The sequence below is a fragment of the Cytobacillus solani genome (assembly GCF_006704205.1).
Classification (GTDB): domain Bacteria; phylum Bacillota; class Bacilli; order Bacillales; family Cytobacillaceae; genus Cytobacillus; species Cytobacillus solani.
In genome coordinates this window covers 3,846,888-3,868,820 of record NZ_CP041305.1, presented here as the reverse complement: position 1 = coordinate 3,868,820, position 21,933 = coordinate 3,846,888, and the positions used below count along the sequence as shown (strand labels likewise).

Sequence of the window (21,933 nt, the reverse complement as noted above, 5' to 3'; positions counted from 1 at the left end):
ATTCTACAATCAATCTAATCAATACGTATTTTATATGAAATCAATCTAACTTTTAGATTAATTAACTTTTTCAATAAAAAAAGCTGTGTTGGATGAATTGTTCTTACACATTCATCCATCACAGCTTTTTTATTCCATATCAAATACTTTATTTAATCTAGTTAGTTCAAACAGTTCCTTTATTTTCCCGCGGACACCTTTTATTGTCAATGCCCCTCCCTTTTGTGTACATCTTTTATGAAGAGCAATGAGCACACCTAAGCCTGAACTATCTATATAGTTTAATCCGCCTATCTCTATATCCATCGTATGAATACCTTTATCTAGCTGCCGAAGAAGTCGTTCACGTAATTCTGCCGCCTCTTCAACATATAAATCCCCTTCCAAAACAACCTTTATCCTAGTTGGTGTAGTTGATGAAATCTCCATATTCTTCATCATGGCCGGTTAATCTCCTTATATTTTAAAAATTTGTACGGATGTTTTTAGTTCCATGGCCATCGCACTTACTTCCTCTGCACTCCCCGATAATGTCTCAATTGCCGCTGTCGATTCTTCGGTCGCAATGGAGACTTCTTCTGTTTTCGCAGTAGTATTTTCCATTACGGTTGATAGCTCATCAATAAGTGAAACAATTTTTTCAGAGCTTGCCACTTCTTCATCTGTTACATCTGTAATCCCATCTACTTCCTTTGATGTGACAGAAACAGCTGAAAGTATGCGATCTAGTGCATGACCGGCACTAGCTACAATTTTCACCCCATGCTCAACCTCCATTCTATTCTGCTGCATTGCTTGTACCGCTTCACCCGTGCTGCCAGAGATTTTCCTTACAAGCTCTCCTACTTGATGTGCTCCATCATTGGATTGTTCTGCCAATTTACGTACTTCTTCTGCAACAACTGCAAACCCACGTCCCTGGTCCCCTGCTCTTGCAGCTTCAATGGAAGCATTTAACGCTAGAAGATTCGTTTGATCAGCTATGCTTGTTATCATTTGCGTTATATGTCCGATTTCGATGGAATACTGATCTAATCGCTGAATAAGTCCTTCTGTTTCTATTGTTCTTCTTTTAATGGTTTCCATTTTATGAATGGATTCATTTACAATTTCCTTGCCTTCGCTTGCAGTCTCATAGGTAGATTTTGAATTGAGTAAAGCTGATGAAGCTTTTCCCTTAGCAATTTGGATGAGAGAGGATAGCTCTAACAAAACCTTCGTTACATCCATGACTGATTGGTTTCCTTTTTCAGTGTTCTCAGCTACTTGATTCATTGAAACTGACACCTCTGTAGCTGAAGCAGCTACTTGTTCGCTTGATGCCGCCATTTCGTCTGAAAATGCTGATAATTCATTCGAAGACTGATAAACAGAAGAAACTACTTTTCGCAAAGATGTATTCATCTCATTAAATGAGCGTGCAAGATCACCAATTTCATCCTTATTTTTCACTTGAATCGCTTCACCCGTCAAATCTCCATTAGCTATCTTGAAGGCTCTTTCAGATATTTTTTTTACTGGCTGGGCAATCATTTTCCCTTCAAATAATCCAATTCCAATTGCTAATACAACAGCAAATAGAACAATAATTAATAATGTTATTCTTGATTGAACATATTCTTTCTCACTTTGCCTAATTAAATCTTCAGCAACTTGTTTCTTGATTACGATCAGCTCTTTTAAGTTCTCACTAGCAAGAGTAAAAGGTTCCCTACCTAGCTTTAATCCTTCATTTGCTTCCTCATACTTCCCATTTCTAATAAGGGAAATATTTTTTGCGACACGATCTGTAAACAACGTCCAATTCGTTTGAAACTCATCAAACTTTTTCTTTTCAATTGACTTCATGCTGCCTTTTTCGTATTCACTAATTAGTTCACTTATATAGGCAATATTTTCCTCAGCAATCGTTGTTAGAGCAGGATCCTTTGTATTTCCGGCTGTTACCATTTGAACTCTAGTATTCTCTGAATACTTGGCTATTTCAGCAATTTGACTTAACGGAACAACACTGTCCTCATGCATTAATATTCCATTATCATTTACTGAGGAGAGTGTCGATACTGCTGTAACGCCAAGTCCGGCCATCATAACAACAATAATAAAATACGAAAATAGGAGTTTCTTGGTTAACTTCGACATCTATCTGAGCACCTCAACGCTTTTTTGTTTTGGACTTTTTTATTACATTCTGTCTTATGTATTTCATTAGAAGCAATTCATTACCTTTTCGATTATAAATCATTTTATCAGAAGCCATTCTTATGATGCTAAGCCCTCTCCCACATTCACTCGTTAAATTTTTCTCAAATAATAACTCTGGGCAACTTGCCATCTCTTCTAGTGCTTTTCTAACATTAAAACCCGCACCTGAATCTTTAATTCGAATAACGAGACGATTGCCAGCGGTAACTCTCATACTCAATGTAATTGGTTTCCGCGAATGGGTAGAACATAGGGCATTATTTACCGCTTCATTAATTGCCACTTCCATTAGAAAAGAATCTTTATCACCAAAAATGTGCTGCACATCTGCTTTAATTAAAGAACGAAGCTGACGAAATTCTTCATGTGTACGAAATCTAAGCTGAAGTGTATTCATTCATCCCCCTCCAACTTGTTTTACCAAGACTCCGATGGCGGATGCATCATCTTTTAAATCGGAAATGCTAATCCTTCTTAACTTGTTCATATATCCTTTTAAGTCATTTGCATTTAATGGATTATTCATTTCAAAAATATCCATAAAACCATCAGTCATGAAAAACAGTAATTCTCCCATTTTAATCTCCTCTGTTATCTCATCAAAAACAGGATCACTCAATATTCCCAAATATGGGCCAGGCTGTTTGATAACCTTTAATTTACCATTTGATTGACATTTAATAAATTTATTTATTCCTGCACAGGCATATGTCAATAGACCATCTTCTAAATTAATTCTGAAACAAAGAGCCGCAGCAAAAGTATCTTCTAAAAAATAGCTCATTGACTCTTGGTTAATGGTCTTCAGTACCTCTACTAGCGTACGATTGTGATCAAAGTTTTGACGGAACAAGACTCGTAATACTGAATTTTGGAAAGAAGCAGTTACCCCATGACCCATTATATCGATGATATAACCAGATAAAATCCTTTTTTCAGGGTCCCAGTAATAATCAAAGAAATCGCCTCCAAGATAATTTAACGGCCTGAAAACAGTTTCGATTTCTAGCATTTTTATATTCATTGGTGAAGGGAGCAAGGTTCTTTGCAGCATACCGGTTCTTACGATATCCTTACGCAATTTTTCTTCCTCTGAGATGTCGGACACAACCCCCACGTATTGGTTAATAGTATCTTGCTTATCTCTAACAGCAATGATGCTTAGCTTTTGAAGAAACAAACGACCACTTTTATGCCGATTCCATATCTCTCCTTCCCATCTCCCTTCCGAAGTAATCCTCTTCCATAATTCACGGTAAAAGGCTTGATCATGAAGGTTAGATTTAATAATATTAAGATTTTTCCCTATTAATTCTTGTACAGAATAGCCTGTAATCGTGCAATATGCTTGATTGACATTTAGGATATTTGCATTTATATCTGTAATAACTAGGCCTTCTTTCATTCCTTGGAATACTGAATAAACGACATTTGAGGAAGTAAGCAGTTTATGTAAATCATCATTGTTCCCTCTATGATCCATGTTTTTTTCTATTGCTATTTCCTACACCTTCTTTGTCGATTTTTCCCATTAAATTATTTTATTACTTTTTACCTATTTTTCATATCTTTACAAACAGAGTTCACAATCATTTCAATAAATTATGTATAACAAGTGAAAAAAAGACACTAACGACTGTTAGTGCCTTAAACAAAATAATTATTAAAGTTTTCCAATTATTTTTCTTGGACTACTTCTCCTCTTGCTTTTTCACGTTCTTCATACCATAGCTTTAAGTGAGTGAAGATCGAAAATAGAAGAAAAAAGTTCATCGCCCATACAGATACAAACGGTCCAATGCCACCAAAATCGATTGTTTGGTAGCTTTTTAATAACAAGACTATATAGGCTTCAATGAAAACGAGGATAAATCCCCCAATCCCAGCAGCTGTTATCCGTATCAAACTTTTCCCTCCCTTCATCTAATTATAATTATTATAATCTATTTCCAGCATATACTAAATGATTTAGCTCACTAAATTGTCATTTTTTTTTAATTTTCTCTATTGATTTTTATTTCTCATCATTAAATTAAAATGTTCATAATATGTTCATAACAATTTTACGTATGTGTGAATTTTATCACAAAGATTAATTCGAGATTCATATTTATGGTATTTTTTAGATGTAATCTTTAAATATGTTTTGGAAGGAGCAATCTTTATGTTTATCAAATGGATTAGAGAAAGTCAAATTGCTGCAGGGATATTAACGATTATTCGTTTATATGTTGGCTATTCATGGATAACTGCTGGTTACGGTAAATTGACAGGGGGGTTTGATGCTTCAGGTTTCTTACAAGGGGCAGTTGCTAACGCCACTGGAGATCATCCTGCGGTGCAAGCATGGTGGGCGAGCTTCTTAGAAGGGATTGCAATACCAAATGCTGGTTTATTCAGTTTCCTTGTTTCGTGGGGTGAGCTATTAGTTGGACTTGGACTTATTCTAGGATGTTTAACTACTGCTGCCGCATTCTTTGGAATATTAATGAACTTCTCATTCCTTTTCTCAGGAACTGTCAGCACAAATGCCCAAATGGTTTTGTTAACATTTTTCATCTTAATTGCTGGGTTCAACGCTGGAAAAATCGGTCTCGATCGTTACGTTATCCCATTTATTCGTAAACAATCGAAAGGAAGATTCTCTTCCGGTGAATCTATCGCTTCTTAATAAGAAAAAGGCTGTCGAGACATCTCGACAGCCTTTTTACTTTTATTACATTTGTGCTTATTCGAAATAAGCCCATTTATACTGAACATCACCAAGACCAGAAACAGCCACATCTTTCAAATTGTCAGCTTGTACCCAGTTATTTGTGTAGAAATAGATAGGTGCAACTGGCATATCTTCCATAAATATTTTTTCAGCATCTTTTAATAACTGCTGACGTGCATCATGGTCGCCTTCAGTTGCAGATTTAGCTAATAAATCTTGGAACTCTTTGCTTTCCCACCCTGTATCATTGTTACCACCTGCAGCATCACGATACATTTCGAGGAAGTTGATAGCATCGTTAAAGTCACCTAACCAGCCCATACGAGCAACTTGGTAATCTAACGCATGTACTTTATCTAAATATACAGCCCATTCTTGGTTATCAAGAGTTACTTCAATACCAAGGTTTTTCTTCCACATATCTTGAATTGCTTGAGCAATCTTTTGGTGTGCCTCAGATGTGTTGTATGAAAGCACAATAGCCGGAAGCTCAGAAGGATCTTTGAAGCCAAGCTCTTCTAAACCTTTTTGTAAAAATTCTTTTGCAGCATCAACATCATTATCAGGGAAATGTCCTTTTTCATTTTCAGGGAACATAGATGGCGGTACAATCCCCATTGCCGGCAATTGTGCACCTTGAGTAATATTATCAATTAATTCCTGACGGTTAATTGCATGTGCAAGAGCTTTACGAATATTTACGTTAGCAGTTGGTCCTTCAGTTGTATTGAACTTATAGTTATAAACACCCGCAATTGGTTGAGTAATTAAACGTCCATCATCTTTAAGTGCCTGCATTGCATCAGTTGGAAGGGCACCTGTTGGAGCACCTGCCCAATCAAGCTCACCGTTATCGAACATGGATAATTCCGTGTTTGGATCATTAATCATAATCATTTCAATTGTTTCTAATTTTACTGTGTCTGCATCCCAATATGTGTCATTCTTTTCAAGAAGGATTTTATCACTATGAGACCATTCAGTCATAACGAAAGGTCCGTTAGACGTATAGTTTTCACCTGCATCATTTGCCCACTCAGGGTTAGCTTCAGCAATTTTGCTGTTAACTGGCAGATAAGTATAGAATGCTGTTAACTCTAAAAAGTAAGGAGTTGGATTTGCTAGAGTAACTTCAAGTGTTTTGTCATCCTTTGCAACAACACCTACATCATCAAGTGATCCGCCATTTAAGTTTGCATCTTCCCCACCTTTAAGATAATAAAGCTGGTATGCATACTCGGATTGGTTTTTCGGATCTAATGCCCATTTCCAAGCATATTCAAAGTCTTTTGCAATAACAGGATCGCCATTTGACCATGTAGCATCACGTAAAGTGAAAGTATAAACCGTTTGATCTTCAGAAACATCAATTTTTTCTGCAGCAGCCTCTTCAGGCGCACCATCTTTATTAATTCTAGTCAAACCTTCGAATGTTTGACGAAGTACTGTTCCAGAAGTAGCATCTTTTGCTAATCCAGGATGCAGTGAAGGTGGTTCAGTATTAATGTTTACACGTAAATTTTGTGGTACATCAGGTTTTGCCTCAGCATTTTCATTGCCTTCAGCCTTTTCGCCTCCCGAAGCTGGTTCATTGCTTTTGCCGCCGCTACATGCAGCGAGAAACATACTAAGAACAAGAAGCATACTAAAAAAGAACGATAATCTCTTATTCACAATTTTCCCCCCTATAATTTATCTCAAACGGATGTTACACTTTGCTATCACTTAATACGCGACCATATGCCTTATGTATTTTAATTATTCACTAGTAGTTTAGTCCCGAAGATTACTAGCTTTAAGCACGAATGTAAATAAATAGTCGCAAAGGATTAAGTTTTGTAACAATTTTGTAAAACTCCGTCTGTTAAGATTATTATAAATAGTCGGAAAACTTTATGCAAGTAGTTTTCAATTTTTTGAAACATCTGTCAGTCTCATCTTCTGTTTTTCTGAATAAAAACTGACAGAAATATTATCCATGACCTTTGGATTATATGCACTTGTGAAGCTTATTCTTGCTTTTCTCCTGCTGTATTCCTATTATTTTTGTGATAGAATTTCTTAATTAAATAAAAAAGTAATATGAAGAAGAATGCTAGAATTCCTAATACATATTCGTTTATTTTCCCTGAAAATAATCCCGCTGGAATAAGGGATAAAATGATAAAATAGATAAAATTACCGATAGAAGTAGCTGTAATGAATTCCTTCAATCGAATGGGGCTTAATCCTGCAGTAATATTAATAATGCTCGTCGGAATAAAGGGAATGACTCTTGCTTGAAGAACATATAAAAACCCATGCTTTTCTCCTAAATTTACCAGTTCTGGTTTTAATTTTTTCAATATCCAATCCTGAAAACCGAACCGAATGCCAAGAAAAACGAAAATGCTTGAAATTATGCTCGTTATCCAGCTCCATAAAAAGCCATAATACAAACCATACAAAGCAATATTTAAAGAAATAACTAGGATAAGCGGAATAATGGTAAATGAATTTTGAATGATCATGATAATAAAGGTGATGCCCAGTGTATAATATAAATTTTCACCGAGAAAGGTTGTTATTGTTTCAATTTCGCCAGATTTTAACACGTGGTATAAGTTTGAATGAAACAAGAAATAAATGGCGACGATAAGCACTGTCAATAGAATGATTATTTTATACAAAGATTTTATAACGCCACCCCCAAATAATTCTAAAATGTCTTACTATCATCATATCAAATTTGGATGAAACCGATGTGAAAAAAAGATAAAAAAGCACTTGGTCATCCAAGTACTTTTCTACCTTATTTTTCTTTAGTAAAGGTTAATAAAAAAAAGAATAAAAAGCTTAGTAATAATACAGAGCCGCCAGTGATATATAGGATTGTATTCATCATAGGAGGGAGGAACGCAGGTTTAAATATAAATATAGTCATTCCCCCAGTTAACCCTATTGAACCTACAATAGCTGAGTATACATGAAGCTTTGCTAGCAGTCCTATTTTGGGTGTAAATATTTTATAATAAACGGCCCACGCAAATATTGTTAACCAGCCAACAACTAAAATATGCGCATGAATTGGTCTAAAGGCATAACTGCCTGAACCTGCCATATGTGAACCTAAGAATGCACCAATTAATGCAAACAAAGCTGATAATCTTAGCAATAACAAACTGTAATTATTGTTCATCAAACGATTCTCCCTTAATATAAATTATCACTATCTCCATAATGTTAATTTATATAATGAATATGAACAGATGATGAATGTAACATTACAATTCTTTTTGTTTTCCCTTAACTTTTCGGTAAATAAATAGTAAACGCAGTCCCTCTTTCTTTTTTACTCTCTACTTTTATTTCACCGTGGTGCATCTCAATGATTGAATAAACAATGGCTAAGCCCAGTCCAGTTCCTTCAACAGCACGCGTTCTTGAAGAATCAACCCTATAAAACCGATCATAAATGCGCTTTACCTCTCCTTCATCCATTCCAATACCAGTATCCTTAAATGTAATCACAAAGCACGAATCGCTTTCCGTGAGAGAAATGTCAATCTCTCCATTGTCGACATTATATTTTATTGCATTCGTTAATAAATTTTCCCAGACTGAGTAAAGCAAAGATGGGTCGCCAGAGACATAGGTTTCCGGCAAAGTATAACTCATCATTACTTCTTTCTCACTTAAATTCCATTGGAACTGCCTAATGACGGTTTTGATTTGCTCACTTACATCAAAACGCTTTACATCCATTAAATCCTTTTTACTATCGATGGAGGATAATAATAAAAGCTGCTTTGTCAAATTGGATAAACGAGTTACTTCAGATTCGACTACTTCGAGATAATGCTTCTCCTCATTATCTAATTTCCTTGATTTCAATAGCTTTATATATCCCTTTATATTTGATAAAGGAGATTGAATATCATGTGAAATATTTGAAATAAATTCTTTACGCATTTCATTTACATTTTCAAGCTTGCTTGCCATCTTTTTAAAGCTTGCTGCAAGGGCACCAATTTCATCTTTCTGATGAATAGAAAGCTGAATCCCAAAATCCCCTTCTGCTATTAATTTTGTAGCTTTGTTCAGTTTACTGATTGGATTCACTAGAAATTTTGTACTAATTAATACGAAAATCATGCTAATTAGTATCATACCAGCTACAAGCCAGCCAAACATAAAATGCATTTCGTTAAATAATAGTTTAATATCAGGACGGAGAAAGAGCCCATAGGTTTTATTTTCATATTCTATCGGGACTCCTACTGTATTTTTTAATTCATTTGCAAAAAAACCAGTCACAAAAGTTTTATGTGGGAAATGAATGATCCCATGATAGGTTTTGCCATTTAACACTTTGTTTACAGCATTTTTCGATAGTTCACGTTCTCTGAATTCTGCACCATAAAACTCGTTCATTCCTTGACCATCGGTTAGGTACAACTGATAGCCAATTGATCCAAGATGTTCTAGGTATTCATTCAAATTTATCTGTTCATGTGAATGAAGAAAGCCTGAAATTTCAGCTGCTATTTTTACCATTTTGAGGTCATTTTGCTTTTTTAATTGGTTTTGATAATACATATTAGTAAACAAAAATGAAAGAATTCCACTAAAAAACATAATTAAAATCGTTGTGACAGCAAATTTTGAGTAAAGTGACTTCATTTATGAACCTCAAGAGAATAGCCAATGCCTCTTATCGTTTTTATTGAAAAATCATCGAATGCTTTCGAAAAACGCTCTCTTAAACGTTTAATATGTACATCGACTGTCCTTTCGTCCCCCACATAATCCATTCCCCACACTTGTTCAATCAATTGGCCCCTGCTAAACACTTGATTTGGACGTGATGCTAAATAATACAAAAGTTCAAACTCCTTTAATGGCAGAATGAATGTTTTGCCGTTCCAATCAATCTCATAGCTTTTTTTATTAATAAGGATGGAACCGATTTTTATATTTGATTCACCTGCTTTTCCGTATCTTCTTAGTAAAGCATTCACTCTAAATAAGAGTTCTTTTGGTTCAAACGGTTTAACTAAATAATCGTCTGTACCAGATGAATATCCTTTTTCCTTATCTTCAATTTGACTTTTTGCAGTCAGTAAAACAATAGGAATATCATAAATTCTTCTTATTTCTTCTGTTAAAGTGTAACCATCCATATAAGGCATCATAATATCGACAACGGCTATAACACATGCATGCTGCTGGAGTAATTCTAAAGCCTCTTCCCCATTGCTAGCCTCAATAACCTTAAATCCTTCTCTCATTAAAAGCTCCTTCACTAAATAACGCACATGCTGATCATCATCAGTTACTAGCACCGATTGCATTTTCTCACCCTCTTCTAATCATCTCTTCTATTTTAAAGAAAATATTCACTTTACTCCATTAGGAATTCACTCTTCAATGCAACTACGCTTCATTATTAGCTGCTATGGTAGAAATTATTGTCGTACAAGCCTTCCACTATGAATAAAATAGGTAAGAACGAAACAGCAATATAAGGAGAGGTACTTATGAGTATTTTTATTGGCTATATCTTTCTTGGACTATCCCTCGCCGCACCTATCGGACCAGTGAATGCAGCACAATTGGATAAGGGGATTAAAAGCGGATTTTTCCACGCTTGGCTAGTTGGCCTAGGCGCTATGATTGCAGACATTATTTATATGTTGGCCGTTTTTCTTGGTATCGTTCACTTTCTAGAAATCCCATTTATGAAGGCATTCCTGTGGTCATTTGGCTTTTTTGTTCTCGTTTACACAGGGATAGAAAGTTTAATCAGTGCAGGCAAAATCGTTTCTAGTACTAGGAATAACGAGGAATCAGCCATAAAGTCTTTTTTCTCAGGATTTTTCATGTCGATATCAAACCCGCTAACTATCCTTTTCTGGCTCGGCATCTATGGTTCAGTTCTGGCAGAAACAGCTACTAAGTATAACCAAACACAAGTAGCCATCTACAGTCTCGCTATCATTATCGGATTATTGCTGTGGGATATCACGATGGCAGGTGTTTCCAGCAGTTTCAGGAGATTTTTATCCATGAAGGTTCTTACAGCGATTTCCATGTTATCTGGACTGTCTTTGATTGGATTTGGCTTTTACTTTGGATATCAAGCTCTAATTCTAATATTTCCTATCTAGATAAAGAACTCCATTTTCGAAAAAGTGGAGTTCTTCACTTTTTAGCTTGCTTTCTTTTTTTTTATAAAATGCATAATAGTAAGGACAATTAGAACGAGACCGACAATTAATATACTGACGAAAAAACCTGGTCTGCTTGACTTGTGTAATAATGTCCCACTAACCGCTGTTAAAATAAGGGCCATCCCGGCAAACCTTTTAAAGTGATCGAACCCGGTTGCCTTAATTAGTCTTGGAAATGAAACAAGAATAAAGAACCAATTATATAGAAGCATTAATCCTGCGGCAGTCGTAATATATTCATAAATACTATCTGGCATAACGAGCGAAAGAACAATCGATGTAATAAGCCCGCAGATTGTTAAACTTAATGCAAGAGGCGGTACCTTCAACTTTCCTTTTTTCGAAAAGATTTTCGGTGCATCCCCGTCCTCTGATAATGTGACAAGCATGCTTGTCACAGCAAATAAAGATGCTGCCATCGTTGAAAATCCAGCAATAATTATCCCGCCATTAAAGACATGAGGAAAAAAGTCTAAATTATATTTATCTAGAGCAATGACAAATGGACTTTCTTTCGTATTAAATTTATTCACTGCTACTAGCCCAGTTGCCAACGCAAGGGAGATTAAATAGATAGTCATTAAGATCATTAACATAATCGTTCCAGATTTTCGTGCATCTTCTTTATTTTTTAATCTCGGTGCCATTATGCCCATAATTTCTATTCCGCCAAATGCGTAAAACCCATAGATGAGTGAAGACCATAAACCTTTTACACCTTTTGGCATAAATTCATTCATTTCATTTGGAATCGTAAAATCCCTACTGCTTCCACCGAACAAACCAAATAAAACAGAAATTGCTAAAATAATAAACATCAAAATGGCAGCAATCTTGATAACTGCAAACACATTTTGTGCACGTTCAAATCCCTTTGTTCCAATAATGACTACGATTATACCTAGAACGGCATACCCTGAAGCAAAAATCCACAGAGGAACATTTGAAAACCAGAACCGCGAAAGAATTGAAAGAGCTGTTAACTGGCTTCCAGTAATAAGCATTTCTGAAAACCAATATACCCACCCGCTGCTAAAACCCGCCCAAGGACCATAAGCCTTTTTTGCATAAGAGCGAAATGATCCCTCTTGTGGATCCTGTGCAGACATCTTCCCAAGGGCATCAGCGACAATATAAGTACCTAAACCAGCGAGAATAAAGGAGATCAAAATCGAAGGACCTGTCATTTTAATTCCAATACCTGATCCGAGAAAATAACCTGTCCCGATAATGCAGCCAACCCCTATTAATGAAAGCTGCCACCATGATAATTTTTTGTCGTTTTTCTTATCTCCTTGTCCGCCAGAACGCACTGGTATCTCCATCATTTTCCCTCCATTCAATCCAAATTATTATTGAACGAAGGACATAAGTTTATGTGCCATATTTGCTAAATGGCGAAGAAATGTTTTTTACGTATAAAACGTGGGATCTAACAAAAAATATAATGATAATTGATGAGGAGTGATATCAGTGGATATAAGACGAGTCAAACAAATCCTATCTTCGTCTGCAGAAATAGAAGTAACATATAATGGTGCTTCCGTCTGGATTGACCAGTTAAATGAAGATGGAAAAACAGCTACCGTACATTTACGGGGACCACTTGAGGAACGATCTGAAGTTGATATTACAGAATTAAAAGAAGGATAAAAAGTAAATGCCACCCCTTTTATTAAATGTGGGTGGCATTGTAATTTCTATTTCTTAACTTTTTGTATATCAGCTATTCGCATAAATGCTATTATTATTGACAACCTGCAATTCTTTCGTTGTTTCTCTCATCTCACTCTTGCAGATTGGACATGCTGGTGTCTGGCTGCTTTTAAAATTGTCTCTTATCCAGCAATTGCACTTCTCTGAAGTACATTCCCACACCTTTACTTCTTCCAATTTTACTTCTTCAGTGTTTTTTCTCCCAAAACCCATTGCCATATTAGGCACCTCCTATTAGAAATGCGCAAGCGCCTTTTCACCCGCGACAAGCAGGAGACAAGCCTCCCGGAATGGTGTTCTTTACCATTTTGGGTTGATTAGCTTTTGATCTCAAGGCCGACAATGCCGCGACGTCCATCTATAAGCTTCACATTTAGTCGTGCGATGTATCGCTGACAATGCTTTCCTTGTCTTGCCGCTTTATCGACACTAGTACGTCCTGTACGTCAGGGTAGGCGCTGTAGCTGGACAAAACCTTGACTTTTATTCGCAAAAAAAATAAAAACACTTGTTAAATAAAGGGACATAAAAATATCAACTCTAAATAACAAGTGAATTATGGGCAACTTATTTTCAATGTTCAGTTCATTTATTAGTATAACATAAATTCCCTACATCGTCAAAATCTTATTTCAGATACTTTATTATATTGTGCAAATAGGACAAATATTCCTCCATGCCACAATAATATATCAAAAAGTGAAAACCTTTTTCAAATTATATGTAATACTATCCTATCCTTATGGGAAAGGTGTATAATGTTTTAGTTAAGTTCTGTTTACGCTTTAAAAGGAAGGGTGAAACCTATGAAGATCACAGGCTACTCCGTTGAACAATTAAATGATCCAACTGGCATTTTGATAGGAGAGCGTTTTGAATTCTTTTTAGATATCGAAGTAGATGAAGAAGATGAATTGTTTTCAGAAAATGGTATACAGCTTCGAGTGCTTTTTTATAAGAATGACGAAGATTGTCGAATATTGAACTATCATTTTCTTGCTTCCGAAAAAATATTAGAATTTGCACTTGATGAGGAAGAAGAACAAATCGTTACAAAATTTTGCTATGAACATCTGTCAGATGCAGAAGAATAAAAAGAGCAGGATTTCCTGCTCTTTTTTCATCTTGAAAATTCCTCATTTAAACTTCGATATTCTTTCCATCTTCTGCAATGTGGTACATAAGGTGTGCTAGATGATGAATCGGACTATACGCTTCCTCAGCATCTTCCTCTTCATCCTCATACTCCTCATTAAACTCAAGATCATTTAAATGCAAAGCCGCAAATTGGTAGAAATCTTTCAGTTCAAATGCATAGCAAGCACTTGGGTCTTCATTTTCTTCTTCATATTGAAGAACCATATAAGATTCGTTCCCATTCGCATCAACTGCATCAAAGTAAATAAAAAATCCGATATTCGTATCTAACTCAAATAAATGTCTTGTCCCGCCTTCGGTTAGCCTTTCAAAATCCTCTTCACTTAACTTTTGCACCTTCATTGCATCCACTTGATCTTCTTTATGAAATTGAACTGTAAATTCTTTCATGGTCTTTCCCCCTTTTCTTTACTAATCTAACACAAATATTGAAGCATTCATATTATTACCTACATCTCATAGATGAATCCAAATAAAAAAGAACCCTAAGCGGGCTCTTTTTTGTTTATGGTTTAAGGTTTATGCTTTCGTTACATTAACAGCTTGAGGGCCACGTTGGCCTTCTTCTATGTCAAAATGAACCTCTTGGCCTTCATCAAGTGTTTTAAAGCCTTCACTTTGTATCGCGGAAAAGTGTACAAATACATCTTCTCCACCTTCAACTTCAATGAATCCAAAGCCTTTTTCCGAATTAAACCATTTTACTTTACCTGTTGCCATTTTCAAATCCTCCTAAATATTAACGCTAACAGAACACGATAGTTATCCTGCATCAATTAGTATAGCTATTTATTTCGGATCTTATCCATTTAAATAGATGAAAATGAATAGAAAACAGAAGTTTTATTTGCTTCTTGTTCTATTTCTGCTTCTATCTCTTCTGTCTCTGCCGCCGCCACCGCCAGCAGTTCTTCCACGATCTCTGCCACGGTCATTATAACGTTTTCTATCTCCGCCACGATCGCCTCTAGGCTTTCTTACGCGAATTGGTTCAACAGCCGTTAATTTAACCGGAGTGACATCAGGATCTTTCGTTAACAATTTTAACGCAGCTGCTAGTAATGAAACAGAATCTGTATCATCAAGCAATGACTCAGCAATCCTCTTATAATCCGCATGATCATTATTTTCAATTACTGTCATTAAGCGATTAATCGTTGCCTGCTGATTTCCAATTAGCACATCCTTAATAGATGGAACTGGCATTTTCGCCATCTTGCTTTTTGTTACATTTTCGATAATTTTCAAATGATCAATTTCTCTTGGTGATACAAATGTAACTGCAAGCCCTTTCTTTCCAGCACGTCCAGTTCTTCCAATCCGGTGGACATAACTTTCAGGATCCTGAGGAATATCAAAATTGTATACATGAGAAACCCCGCTAATGTCTAGACCCCTTGCTGCTACATCCGTTGCGACCATAATATCAATTGTTTGCTCTTTAAAACGGCGGATCACTTGATCACGCTTTGATTGCGGAATATCACCATGAATTCCTTCTGCCGAGTATCCGCGCTTGATTAAGCCTTCAACCACTTCATCTACACGTCTTTTTGTCCGGCCAAATACAATCGCAAGCTCAGGTGATTGAATATCTAAGAGGCTGCAAAGCACATCAAATTTTTGTTTTTCATGTACTTCCATATAATGCTGTTCAATATTTGTTACAGTCATTTCTTTTGCTTTGATTTTTACTAATTCAGGTTCTTGCATGAATTTTTCTGCAAGTGATTGAATTCTTTTTGGCATGGTTGCAGAGAAAAGCATTGTTTGGCGTTCCCCTTTAATCTCACCAAGAATTCTTTCAATATCCTCAATAAAGCCCATATTGAGCATTTCATCCGCTTCATCTAAAACAACCATTTTTAAGTCGGCAAGACGAATTGTTTTTCTTTCAATATGGTCAATTAATCTTCCAGGTGTTGCAGCAATAATTTGCGGTCTATTTTTCAATCCGCGAATTTGACGGTTAATATCCTGCCCACCATAAATTGGCAAGGTTTTAATTCCCTTTACTTGGCCAATACGATTTAATTCTTCCGCAACCTGGACTGCAAGTTCACGCGTTGGCGCAAGTACCAGTCCTTGAACGCCTTCTTCTTTGCTAACTTGCTCTAACAACGGAACACCAAATGCAGTTGTTTTCCCTGTTCCTGTTTGTGCCTGTCCAATCATATCTTTCCCTTGCAGGCCAATTGGAATCGCCTGTGCCTGAATCGGAGTTGGCTCCTCAAATCCCATATTCGATAATGCTTTTTCTAATTCATTACTAAGACCAAAATCTGAAAAAGTTGTCAAAGTAGTTGTTCCTCCTTATTTCTTATCTATTTCAAGGTTTTTTCTAAAATCAATAGTTACGTTAATAGGTTTTCCAGTTTGCATCTTTTTTACATGTGCTTTATTTATTTTTCCATTTAAACAACATTCATTAGAGCCTTTTTTCCAAATCGCTCCCGAGGAAAAAGTGAAATTACAATTCCGAAAAAGCAAACAGTGATTGGATTCTCTTTTGAGGAATAAATGAAGAATACAAAGTGGAGAACTCGAACAAATGTGTAAGCATCATATTTTTTAAACGTAAAAAAGTGATGCATGACTGACATGCATCACCTCATTTTTCAATGATTATGCTTTTTCTACGTTAGCAGCTTGTGGTCCACGGTTACCTTCAACGATTTCGAAAGTTACAGCTTGACCTTCTTCTAAAGTTTTGAAGCCTTCAGATTGGATAGCTGAGAAATGTACGAATACATCTTGACCTTCTGAAGATTCGATGAATCCGAAACCTTTTTCTGCGTTAAACCATTTTACTTTACCTGTGTTCATGAGATTACCTCCAAAAATGTGTTCACTATAAGTCTTTATTATATAAACTTAAACATAATAAAGTCGTAGTACAATGAAATGGGGGAATAAAAATCGCCTACATTTCATTGCAGCTACGACCACTTATCCATAAAATATATAACGAACTTTAGCGTTACCCTAATCATAAGGGCATACCCCTCATTTGTCAAACCTTTTTTATTTCATGACATCGAGTCATTCCATTCGATATATTCGAGATTTCATTTTCTAGTCTAGCGTAAGCGTCAAAGTAATGTTCGCAAAGACGTTTCGCAAATTCTTAAACCTAAAACAATGAAAGCCCTTCCTCTCTTCCATCCTTACGGCTCCTAGGCCGTGCCAGCGGGAATCAGGTATTACAAAAATTATAAGGGAAATGTTCACTCTCTCGTGATTTTCAAGTTATGTGTAAAAACTGAAGTGTAAAAAGCGAGGTCCTCTCTGTTTGTCAGAGGATGATTTAAGAAGAAATTCAACATAATCTGTTGTCCACAAAATTATTCTTAATTCCAAACCTATTGCGCAACTTTAATCAAAAAGAGCATAATTTAACTTATCGATAAAAAATAAAAAGTCGTATTCTCTACAAAATGAGACGTCTCCAACTGTGACATTTTGTCTGAACTCACGACATACCTCTACATCCCAAATACATCGATAATTAATATAACAAAAATAGCAATTGATGTCAACCTTTAATAAATAAATATTACATTTTCCAATTATTTGCCTGAATTGATGCACCCTTCCCTATCTAATCCTTGTGTTAATATAAGAATGAGGGGGAAAGTTATGTTAATAAATATTCGCAAATTCCTTATTTTTTTCCTAGTATTCATTATATTAGGAGGATGTGCAACAAATCCCACATTCATTAATGACAAGGGACTAGAAGAACATTCACAAGCAACAAAAACGATTTCAGAAGAAGTTGGACAAAACAAACTGGAAAATGAATTGACCGTCCATTATATAAATGTAGGACAAGCGGATTCAACCTTCCTTCAATTTACCGATGGTGGCAAAAACCACGCCATCCTCATTGATGCTGGGGATTTTAATGCGAATGATGTCATACAATACTTACACTCGCAAAATATTACAGATATTGATATCGCGATCGGGACACACCCTGATGCCGACCATATTGGTCAATTAGATAAGGTAATTACTCAATTTACCGTTGGTGAAGTATGGCTTTCTGGTAATCCAAGTAGTTCTCAGACCTTCCAAAGGGTTTTAGAAGCAATTGATGAAACTGGAGCTGAGTATGAAGAGCCTAGAATGGGTGATCATTATGAAGTTGGGCCATTGAAAATAGATGTGCTATATCCAAAAGAGCTAACTGGAAAAACAAATGAGGAATCCATATCATTAAAACTAACCTATGGAGATGTCCGCTTTGTCTTCACAGGAGATGCTGCAGCAGAAAACGAATTAGAAATGATTGCTAGTGGAATAAATGTAGAAGCTGATATTTTACAGCTTGGGCATCATGGATCTTCTACCTCAACTAGCAAGGAATTTTTACAGGCTGTGAAACCGCAAGCAGCAATATATAGTGCAGGAGTTGATAACTCCTATGGGCATCCGCATCAAGAAGTCGTTAGCTTAATTCAGAAATCTGGCATCGATTTATACGGGACAAATGTGCATGGGACGATTATTGTTACAACTGATGGCAGTTCATATTCAATAAAAGCGGAGCATGACGGTAAAATTATCCCATCTGCTCAAAAAAAAACAGAGACTATGAAAAGTCCTGATGAACAGCCTCCTGTAATAAAACAAAAACAACCAAATAATAGCTGTATTGATATAAACCATGCATCACAAGAACAAGTAGAAAAAATTATTCATATTGGACCTGAGCGAGCCGATGACTTAATCAAACTAAGACCTTACGAATCTGTTGAAGATTTATCAAGAATAAAAGGAATTGGTCCTGCAAGAATAAAAGAGATTCAATCAGAGGGCATAGCCTGTGTGGGAGGATGAAGATGAAAGGTTATTTCGATCGAATAGAAGATCAACAACTTGCCGTTATTCTTGTCGAAGAAATAAACGAACAATTTGTTATTAAACAAGCGAAGTTACCATTTGGAAGCAAACCAGGTATGTGGTTTGATTTAACGATTAAAGATAGAGACCTAATTTCTATTCAGCACAGCAATCAAACCTCCTTTTCTGAAAAACAGAATACGAATGACTTAATGGAAAAGATTCGTCTAAAAAGTAAAGGGAGTAAATATAAACAATAAGTAGAGTTATAATACCTGCCTCTCCTTCATTTTGGTGCAGGTTTATAATTATTGGAGAAAATAATTAAAGAGGTCTATAAAAATGGAGGATGAATGTTGGAAAAACATATTCAGGAAGTATTAAAACAAATAGAGATTGATCACAAAATAAAAATACTCTATGCCTGTGAATCTGGCAGTCGTGCATGGGGCTTCCCTTCTAAGGACAGTGATTATGATGTTCGGTTTATTTATATTCATCAAAAAAATTGGTATCTTTCCATTGACCGTGGTCGAGATGTGATTGAAATACCCAAAAATGACCCGATTTCCATTCCAATTGATGAACTCTTAGATGTAAGTGGCTGGGAGTTAACGAAAGCCTTGAGACTGTTTAGAAAGTCAAATCCGCCACTTTTGGAATGGTTACATTCAAACATCGACTATTATGAGGCATTCTCAACAAAGGAAAAATTAAAAACCTTAGCAGAGAAGGTGTTTTCACCAGCATCCTGTACATATCATTACCTCAATATGGCAAAAGGCAATTATCGAGAGTATCTACAAGGTGAACATGTAAAAATAAAAAAATATTTTTATGTGCTTAGGCCAATCTTAGCAGCAAAATGGATCGAAAAGAAAAATACTCTTCCACCTATTGAGTTTCAGAGCTTAGTTGAGGATCTATTGCCTTCGGGCGCGCTTAGGAACGAAATCGATATTTTATTGAAAAGAAAAATGTCTGGTGATGAGTTGGATTTGGAACCGAGAATTGATCTAATTAATCTTTTTTTAGACAAAGAAATCAACCATTTAGAGGATTATGCTAGGAGTTTGAACGTACACATTACAGATCCAACTCAATATTTGAATGAGATTTTCAGAGAAACTTTAGAGGAAGTATGGGGTTAAGCAGATTTAGAAAATCTAAGATGTAGAGGGCTGTTTCTGTTCACTATATGTACCACTTGGTTACAGCCATTGCACTTTTTCAACGTTTACAGTCATTATTTCTTCAACAAAAACCAGACCTAATCGAAAACGATTGGGTCTGGTTCACTCTTCTTAAATATTCATTTCCCTCAAAAAATATTATTGCAAATCAGATGGAATTGTAGCATCTTTTAGTGCTTGGTGTAACCCCGCTTCAAATTTTGATCTTACATCCTGATTCCATTCAAAGTAGTCTGCCATATAATTAATTACTTGCTCTTGGTAGGTTTTTACCGTTTCAATATCAAACAAGATGGCACCTGTTCTGCGGTTGAAAAAGTCGATTGGTGTTGCTGCCATTTCATTTTCAAGAGCATATTTTAATTTAACCCATAATTTTACTGGCAATTGATAGTTTTCAGCCTCTTTTTTGCCTTGATCTTCTACCATTTTAAATAAAGCTGAAACGTTTGAACCATACATAGCCGCAAGATGTGCCGCATCCTCTTTCGTTAAGCCGGCAGCAACGCCTGTTTCAATTTGTCCAGCAATAAAATCCTTAAATTTACTTGAGCCGCCAACTCCCCCACCAGAGATTGGCAAATGCTTGGTTTGACAGCTTGGGAAATTTCTATTTTGTTCTTCAGTGAATTTCTTTGCAAGAACATCAACAATCGTTTCCGCCATTTTTCGATAGCCAGTTAATTTCCCTCCAGCAATAGTGATCAGGCCCGTTTCAGACTCCCATATTTCATCCTTACGAGATATTTCAGAAGGATCTTTTCCTTCTTCCCATATAAGCGGACGAACACCTGCCCAGCTTGATTCAACATCTGCCTCCGTCATTTTCACCTCTGGGAACATATAATTAATTGCTTGAATAATATACGTACGGTCCTCAGAAGTCATGTGCGGGCTTACTGGATCGTCCCCATAAAAGGTATCCGTAGTCCCTACATATGCTTTACCTTCTCTCGGAATGGCAAAGACCATTCTTTTATCTGGTGTATCAAAATATACAGCTTGTTTTAAAGGGAAACGAGATTGATCTATCACTAAGTGAACCCCTTTTGTCAGCTTTAATGTCTTCCCTTTTTTCGAGCCATCCTTTTCACGAATCGTGTCAACCCATGGACCAGCTGCATTGACAATCTTCGCTGCTTTAATTTCATATTTTTCTCCAGTAAGCTGATCAACTACAAGGACACCAACTACTTTTCCATTTTCATATAGCAACTGGTCAACCTTCGTATAATTTAACGGTATCGCACCTTTATCCGCTGCAGCCTTCATCACTTCGATTGTTAAACGGGCATCATCTGTACGGTATTCCACATAATAGCCACCGCCCTTTAGTCCATTTCTCTTAACTAAAGGCTCTTTATTGATTGTTTCCTGCACATTAAGCATCGTTCTGCGTTCTGCCTTTTTAACCCCTGCAAGAAAGTCGTATACTCTTAAGCCAATAGAAGTACTAAACTTACCAAATGTGCCCCCTTTATGCATTGGCAGCAGCATCCACTCAGGAGTTGTTACATGAGGACCATTTTCATAAACAATCGCACGTTCTTTTCCCACCTCTGCAACCATCTGCACTTCAAATTGCTTTAAATAACGAAGTCCACCATGAACTAACTTTGTTGATCGGCTAGACGTTCCCGCTGCAAAATCCTGCATCTCTACAAGCGCAACATTCATCCCTCTAGTTGATGCATCTAATGCGATCCCAGCACCTGTAATCCCCCCGCCAATCACTAACACATCAAACGTTTCATTTTTAAGTTTATTTATAATATCACTTCGATTATGATTTGAGAAATTCATTTCTTTGTCCTCCCTTTATTAAAAGGTAATTAGTATAAGTTATTCCCTTTAATGACAGCCCGCAACAATAAATGCACATGCG

24 protein-coding genes are annotated in these 21,933 nt (G+C 36.2%); 7 read left to right on the top strand and 17 right to left on the bottom strand.

Features of this window, described 5'->3' with window-relative positions:
- Nucleotides 1-129: 129 nt before the first annotated feature.
- The 5 genes from FI644_RS19415 to FI644_RS19395 all read right to left on the bottom strand — a co-directional run bounded on the left by FI644_RS19415 (nucleotide 130) and on the right by FI644_RS19395 (nucleotide 4,110).
- Nucleotides 130-441: an STAS domain-containing protein gene (locus FI644_RS19415; protein WP_197282531.1), complete on the bottom strand. Its 312-nt coding sequence runs from the start codon at nucleotides 439-441 to the stop codon at nucleotides 130-132.
- A gap of 15 nt (nucleotides 442-456) precedes the next feature.
- Nucleotides 457-2,142, bottom strand: coding sequence for a methyl-accepting chemotaxis protein (locus FI644_RS19410; protein ID WP_053476581.1), 1,686 nt, complete (start codon nucleotides 2,140-2,142; stop codon nucleotides 457-459).
- A 13-nt stretch (nucleotides 2,143-2,155) separates the two neighbouring features.
- A complete protein-coding gene (locus FI644_RS19405) occupies nucleotides 2,156-2,602 on the bottom strand; it encodes an ATP-binding protein (protein WP_053476582.1) in 447 nt (148 codons plus the stop codon).
- The gene (locus tag FI644_RS19400) at nucleotides 2,603-3,688 is read right to left on the bottom strand and encodes a SpoIIE family protein phosphatase (protein ID WP_053476583.1); all 1,086 of its coding nucleotides are present in this window, start codon (nucleotides 3,686-3,688) and stop codon (nucleotides 2,603-2,605) included.
- 194 nt (nucleotides 3,689-3,882) lie between these two features.
- On the bottom strand, nucleotides 3,883-4,110 hold the full coding sequence (locus FI644_RS19395) for a hypothetical protein (protein ID WP_053476584.1): 228 nt from the start codon (nucleotides 4,108-4,110) through the stop codon (nucleotides 3,883-3,885).
- A gap of 259 nt (nucleotides 4,111-4,369) precedes the next feature.
- On the opposite strand from FI644_RS19395, the gene FI644_RS19390 reads away from it, so the two are divergent.
- A complete protein-coding gene (locus FI644_RS19390) occupies nucleotides 4,370-4,876 on the top strand; it encodes a DoxX family membrane protein (protein WP_053476585.1) in 507 nt (168 codons plus the stop codon).
- Between the two features lie 57 nt (nucleotides 4,877-4,933).
- Here FI644_RS19390 and FI644_RS19385 read toward each other — a convergent pair whose 3' ends face one another.
- The 5 genes from FI644_RS19385 to FI644_RS19365 all read right to left on the bottom strand — a co-directional run bounded on the left by FI644_RS19385 (nucleotide 4,934) and on the right by FI644_RS19365 (nucleotide 10,254).
- Nucleotides 4,934-6,595 (bottom strand): peptide ABC transporter substrate-binding protein, encoded by a 1,662-nt coding sequence (locus tag FI644_RS19385; protein ID WP_053476586.1) that lies wholly within the window; start codon nucleotides 6,593-6,595, stop codon nucleotides 4,934-4,936.
- Between the two features lie 335 nt (nucleotides 6,596-6,930).
- The gene (locus FI644_RS19380; RefSeq protein WP_053476587.1) at nucleotides 6,931-7,590 is read right to left on the bottom strand and encodes a TVP38/TMEM64 family protein; all 660 of its coding nucleotides are present in this window, start codon (nucleotides 7,588-7,590) and stop codon (nucleotides 6,931-6,933) included.
- 122 nt (nucleotides 7,591-7,712) lie between these two features.
- A complete protein-coding gene (locus tag FI644_RS19375; RefSeq protein WP_053476588.1) occupies nucleotides 7,713-8,099 on the bottom strand; it encodes a hypothetical protein in 387 nt (128 codons plus the stop codon).
- Between the two features lie 107 nt (nucleotides 8,100-8,206).
- A complete protein-coding gene (locus tag FI644_RS19370) occupies nucleotides 8,207-9,583 on the bottom strand; it encodes a sensor histidine kinase (protein ID WP_142108734.1) in 1,377 nt (458 codons plus the stop codon).
- Nucleotides 9,580-10,254, bottom strand: coding sequence for a response regulator transcription factor (locus tag FI644_RS19365; protein WP_053476590.1), 675 nt, complete (start codon nucleotides 10,252-10,254; stop codon nucleotides 9,580-9,582). The genes FI644_RS19370 and FI644_RS19365 overlap by 4 nt, the downstream gene beginning before the upstream one ends.
- A gap of 186 nt (nucleotides 10,255-10,440) precedes the next feature.
- On the opposite strand from FI644_RS19365, the gene FI644_RS19360 reads away from it, so the two are divergent.
- Entirely contained in the window at nucleotides 10,441-11,070 is a 630-nt protein-coding gene (locus FI644_RS19360) for a LysE family transporter (RefSeq protein WP_053476591.1), read from the top strand.
- Nucleotides 11,071-11,111: 41 nt separating this feature from the next.
- Here the strand turns inward: FI644_RS19360 and FI644_RS19355 are convergent, their stop codons facing one another.
- Entirely contained in the window at nucleotides 11,112-12,458 is a 1,347-nt protein-coding gene (locus tag FI644_RS19355) for an amino acid permease (RefSeq protein WP_053476592.1), read from the bottom strand.
- A 148-nt stretch (nucleotides 12,459-12,606) separates the two neighbouring features.
- Here FI644_RS19355 and FI644_RS19350 point away from each other — a divergent pair, with 148 nt between their 5' ends.
- Nucleotides 12,607-12,786: an H-type small acid-soluble spore protein gene (locus FI644_RS19350; protein WP_053476593.1), complete on the top strand. Its 180-nt coding sequence runs from the start codon at nucleotides 12,607-12,609 to the stop codon at nucleotides 12,784-12,786.
- A gap of 69 nt (nucleotides 12,787-12,855) precedes the next feature.
- Here the strand turns inward: FI644_RS19350 and FI644_RS19345 are convergent, their stop codons facing one another.
- On the bottom strand, nucleotides 12,856-13,068 hold the full coding sequence (locus tag FI644_RS19345; protein ID WP_053476594.1) for a cold-shock protein: 213 nt from the start codon (nucleotides 13,066-13,068) through the stop codon (nucleotides 12,856-12,858).
- A 587-nt stretch (nucleotides 13,069-13,655) separates the two neighbouring features.
- Between FI644_RS19345 and FI644_RS19340 the strand changes: the two genes are divergently transcribed.
- Nucleotides 13,656-13,943, top strand: a complete 288-nt coding sequence (locus FI644_RS19340; RefSeq protein WP_053476595.1) for a DUF6509 family protein — start codon at nucleotides 13,656-13,658, stop codon at nucleotides 13,941-13,943.
- Between the two features lie 46 nt (nucleotides 13,944-13,989).
- Here the strand turns inward: FI644_RS19340 and FI644_RS19335 are convergent, their stop codons facing one another.
- From FI644_RS19335 to FI644_RS19320, 4 genes are all read right to left on the bottom strand, one after another.
- The gene (locus FI644_RS19335) at nucleotides 13,990-14,397 is read right to left on the bottom strand and encodes a hypothetical protein (protein ID WP_053476596.1); all 408 of its coding nucleotides are present in this window, start codon (nucleotides 14,395-14,397) and stop codon (nucleotides 13,990-13,992) included.
- Between the two features lie 129 nt (nucleotides 14,398-14,526).
- Nucleotides 14,527-14,727: a cold-shock protein gene (locus tag FI644_RS19330; protein ID WP_053476597.1), complete on the bottom strand. Its 201-nt coding sequence runs from the start codon at nucleotides 14,725-14,727 to the stop codon at nucleotides 14,527-14,529.
- A 123-nt stretch (nucleotides 14,728-14,850) separates the two neighbouring features.
- Nucleotides 14,851-16,305, bottom strand: coding sequence for a degradosome RNA helicase CshA (cshA, locus tag FI644_RS19325; protein WP_053476598.1), 1,455 nt, complete (start codon nucleotides 16,303-16,305; stop codon nucleotides 14,851-14,853).
- Between the two features lie 327 nt (nucleotides 16,306-16,632).
- Nucleotides 16,633-16,833, bottom strand: a complete 201-nt coding sequence (locus FI644_RS19320; RefSeq protein WP_053476600.1) for a cold-shock protein — start codon at nucleotides 16,831-16,833, stop codon at nucleotides 16,633-16,635.
- An 813-nt stretch (nucleotides 16,834-17,646) separates the two neighbouring features.
- Here FI644_RS19320 and FI644_RS19315 point away from each other — a divergent pair.
- The 3 genes from FI644_RS19315 (at nucleotide 17,647) to FI644_RS19305 (ending at nucleotide 20,006) form a co-directional block, all read left to right on the top strand.
- Nucleotides 17,647-18,852, top strand: coding sequence for an MBL fold metallo-hydrolase (locus FI644_RS19315; protein ID WP_053476601.1), 1,206 nt, complete (start codon nucleotides 17,647-17,649; stop codon nucleotides 18,850-18,852).
- Between the two features lie 2 nt (nucleotides 18,853-18,854).
- Complete coding sequence (locus FI644_RS19310; RefSeq protein ID WP_053476602.1) at nucleotides 18,855-19,115, top strand: DUF3006 family protein; 261 nt, start codon at nucleotides 18,855-18,857, stop codon at nucleotides 19,113-19,115.
- Between the two features lie 96 nt (nucleotides 19,116-19,211).
- Complete coding sequence (locus FI644_RS19305; RefSeq protein ID WP_053476603.1) at nucleotides 19,212-20,006, top strand: nucleotidyltransferase domain-containing protein; 795 nt, start codon at nucleotides 19,212-19,214, stop codon at nucleotides 20,004-20,006.
- A gap of 180 nt (nucleotides 20,007-20,186) precedes the next feature.
- Here the strand turns inward: FI644_RS19305 and FI644_RS19300 are convergent, their stop codons facing one another.
- Nucleotides 20,187-21,851: a glycerol-3-phosphate dehydrogenase/oxidase gene (locus tag FI644_RS19300; RefSeq protein WP_053476604.1), complete on the bottom strand. Its 1,665-nt coding sequence runs from the start codon at nucleotides 21,849-21,851 to the stop codon at nucleotides 20,187-20,189.
- Nucleotides 21,852-21,933: the final 82 nt, after the last annotated feature.

What these genes read in the sequence shown, in the direction of transcription:
- FI644_RS19415 (WP_197282531.1), bottom strand. Translation starts at nt 441, where the DNA reads ATGATGAAGAATATGGAGATTTCATCAACTACACCAACTAGGATAAAG.
- FI644_RS19410 (WP_053476581.1), bottom strand. Translation starts at nt 2,142, where the DNA reads ATGTCGAAGTTAACCAAGAAACTCCTATTTTCGTATTTTATTATTGTT.
- FI644_RS19405 (WP_053476582.1), bottom strand. Translation starts at nt 2,602, where the DNA reads ATGAATACACTTCAGCTTAGATTTCGTACACATGAAGAATTTCGTCAG.
- FI644_RS19400 (WP_053476583.1), bottom strand. Translation starts at nt 3,688, where the DNA reads ATGGATCATAGAGGGAACAATGATGATTTACATAAACTGCTTACTTCC.
- FI644_RS19390 (WP_053476585.1), top strand. Translation starts at nt 4,370, where the DNA reads ATGTTTATCAAATGGATTAGAGAAAGTCAAATTGCTGCAGGGATATTA.
- FI644_RS19375 (WP_053476588.1), bottom strand. Translation starts at nt 8,099, where the DNA reads ATGAACAATAATTACAGTTTGTTATTGCTAAGATTATCAGCTTTGTTT.
- FI644_RS19370 (WP_142108734.1), bottom strand. Translation starts at nt 9,583, where the DNA reads ATGAAGTCACTTTACTCAAAATTTGCTGTCACAACGATTTTAATTATG.
- FI644_RS19365 (WP_053476590.1), bottom strand. Translation starts at nt 10,254, where the DNA reads ATGCAATCGGTGCTAGTAACTGATGATGATCAGCATGTGCGTTATTTA.
- FI644_RS19360 (WP_053476591.1), top strand. Translation starts at nt 10,441, where the DNA reads ATGAGTATTTTTATTGGCTATATCTTTCTTGGACTATCCCTCGCCGCA.
- FI644_RS19355 (WP_053476592.1), bottom strand. Translation starts at nt 12,458, where the DNA reads ATGGAGATACCAGTGCGTTCTGGCGGACAAGGAGATAAGAAAAACGAC.
- FI644_RS19345 (WP_053476594.1), bottom strand. Translation starts at nt 13,068, where the DNA reads ATGGCAATGGGTTTTGGGAGAAAAAACACTGAAGAAGTAAAATTGGAA.
- FI644_RS19340 (WP_053476595.1), top strand. Translation starts at nt 13,656, where the DNA reads ATGAAGATCACAGGCTACTCCGTTGAACAATTAAATGATCCAACTGGC.
- FI644_RS19335 (WP_053476596.1), bottom strand. Translation starts at nt 14,397, where the DNA reads ATGAAAGAATTTACAGTTCAATTTCATAAAGAAGATCAAGTGGATGCA.
- FI644_RS19330 (WP_053476597.1), bottom strand. Translation starts at nt 14,727, where the DNA reads ATGGCAACAGGTAAAGTAAAATGGTTTAATTCGGAAAAAGGCTTTGGA.
- FI644_RS19320 (WP_053476600.1), bottom strand. Translation starts at nt 16,833, where the DNA reads ATGAACACAGGTAAAGTAAAATGGTTTAACGCAGAAAAAGGTTTCGGA.
- FI644_RS19315 (WP_053476601.1), top strand. Translation starts at nt 17,647, where the DNA reads ATGTTAATAAATATTCGCAAATTCCTTATTTTTTTCCTAGTATTCATT.
- FI644_RS19310 (WP_053476602.1), top strand. Translation starts at nt 18,855, where the DNA reads ATGAAAGGTTATTTCGATCGAATAGAAGATCAACAACTTGCCGTTATT.
- FI644_RS19300 (WP_053476604.1), bottom strand. Translation starts at nt 21,851, where the DNA reads ATGAATTTCTCAAATCATAATCGAAGTGATATTATAAATAAACTTAAA.